General features: G+C 69.7%; 3 protein-coding genes. 2 read left to right on the top strand and 1 reads right to left on the bottom strand.

Annotated features, from left to right (window positions below; genetic code table 11):
* Nucleotides 1-467 (bottom strand): asparaginase domain-containing protein (locus tag WBF82_RS03680; protein WP_424381741.1); only part of this gene is annotated, 467 nt, incomplete at its 3' end.
* Between the two features lie 134 nt (nt 468-601).
* Between WBF82_RS03680 and lspA the strand changes: the two genes are divergently transcribed.
* On the top strand, nt 602-1,345 hold the full coding sequence (lspA, locus tag WBF82_RS03675; protein WP_424381740.1) for a signal peptidase II: 744 nt from the start codon (nt 602-604) through the stop codon (nt 1,343-1,345).
* A 51-nt stretch (nt 1,346-1,396) separates the two neighbouring features.
* A partial coding sequence (locus tag WBF82_RS03670; RefSeq protein ID WP_424381739.1) for an RluA family pseudouridine synthase occupies nt 1,397-2,139 on the top strand: 743 nt, incomplete at its 3' end.

Genomic DNA, 2,139 nt, shown 5'->3' with positions numbered 1-2,139 from the left:
GTCGCGACCTTGTGCAGGCCCGACGGCTGCAGTACCTGGCTGCCGAAACAGACCAGGACACCGAGGTCGCGCGCGGCGGGACTGGACGCCACCGACAGGGCGTCGCGCAGATTTCTCGGGCCGTCGGCGTCGGGTGCGTCAGCGCTGCGCAGGGCGCCGGTGATCACCAGCGGACTCGCGCCCGCGTAGGTCAGGTCCAGCCATAACGCCGTCTCCTCGAGGGTGTCGGTGCCGTGCGTCACGACCACGCCCTCGGCGCCGCGAGCCACCGCGGCCCGTGCCGACGCGCCGATCACATCCCAATCGGGCGGGGTCAACTGCGAGCTGTCCAGGGACAGCACGTCGATGACATCGACGTCCAGGCCGGCGGTCAACTGGGCGCCGCCGCGCGTTGGCCGCTGGACCCCATCGGCGGCGGTGCTGCTGGCGATCGTCCCACCCGTGGCGATGACGGTGAGGCGGCTCATGGGACAAATCATTCCGCATCGCGCGGCGGAGCCGGGCGTGGCGGGTCGCCGCCATTCGGCCGGCGGCGATCGCGAGGGCGGCGGAGCCGGGCGTGGCGGGTCGCCGCCATTCGGCGGTAGTGGATGATGTAGGCGTGACTGACCAACCCACGGGATCGGCTGAGCCGGAGACTGAGGCCCCGACGCCCGGGGAGGCTGAAGCTCCCGCGCCGCCACGGCGACTGCGGCTGCTGCTAGCAGTAGCTGCGGTTGTGCTGGTGCTGGACATCATCACCAAGGTGATCGCCGTCAAACTGCTCATCCCCGGCCAGCCAGTGCCGATCCTCGGTGACACCGTCACCTGGACGCTGGTCCGCAATTCCGGCGCCGCGTTTTCGATGGCGACCGGATACACCTGGATGCTGACGGTGATCGCGACCGGCGTCGTGGTCGGGATTGTCTGGATGGGCCGGCGGCTGGTGTCGCCAGGCTGGGCTATCGGCCTCGGGATGATCCTGGGCGGCGCGATGGGCAACCTGGTCGACCGGTTTTTCCGTTCGCCGGGCCCACTTCAGGGACATGTCGTGGACTTCTTGTCGATCGGTTGGTGGCCGGTGTTCAACGTCGCCGACCCGTCGGTGGTCTGCGGGGCGATCCTGCTGGTAACGCTGTCGGCGTTCGGCTTCGACTTCGACACTGTCGGCCGTCGCCGCGCCGGAGACGATGCAGAGCGTAGCGATGCTGAGGAGCGGCGCCTTGCGGTCAAGCCCGACGACGCGCTCGAGGTGGCAGCTGTCGCCGCCGCCCCCGCGGATACCGAAACACCGGACGAGCCCGCCGAAGGCGGCGACGAGCCACCGGACGGCACCGCCGACCGGACCAGTGCCGACCAACGCTGAGATAGCCGCCGACGACGATGCAGAGCGAAGCGATGCTGAGGAGCGGCGCTGTTGGCTGACCGATCGATGCCGGTGCCGGAGGGCCTGGCGGGTATGCGCGTCGACGCCGGGCTATCTCGGCTGCTGGGTCTGTCACGCACCGCCGTCGCCGCGTTGGCCGAAGACGGCGGCGTCGAGTTGGACGGCGTGCCGGCCGGCAAGTCGGATCGGCTGGCCGCCGGGGCGTGGCTGCAGGTGCGGTTGCCCGAGCCGCCGGCGCCGTTGGAGAACACACCCGTCGACGTCGAGGGCATGACGATCCTGTACTCGGACGACGACATCGTGGCGGTGGACAAACCGGCCGGGGTGGCCGCGCATGCGTCGGTCGGCTGGACGGGGCCGACGGTGCTCGGCGGCCTGGCCGCGGCTGGTTACCGGATCACCACCTCCGGGGTGCACGAGCGGCAGGGCATCGTGCATCGCCTCGATGTCGGTACGTCTGGGGTGATGGTGGTGGCGATCTCCGAGCGGGCCTACACCCTGCTCAAACGCGCGTTCAAGCAGCGCACCGTCGACAAGCGCTACCACGCGCTGGTGCAAGGACACCCCGATCCGTCCAGCGGCACGATCGATGCGCCGATCGGCCGCCACCGCGGCCACGACTGGAAGTTCGCAGTCACCGCCAACGGCCGCCACAGCCTCACGCACTACGACACGATCGAAGCTTTCGTTGCCGCGAGCCTGCTTGACGTGCATCTGGAAACCGGTCGCACACACCAGATTCGGGTGCACTTTGCGGCGTTGCATCATCCGTG

This window comes from Mycobacterium sp. (assembly GCF_049673265.1).
GTDB lineage: Bacteria > Actinomycetota > Actinomycetes > Mycobacteriales > Mycobacteriaceae > Mycobacterium.
This window is presented reverse-complemented; position numbering and strand designations above follow the sequence as displayed.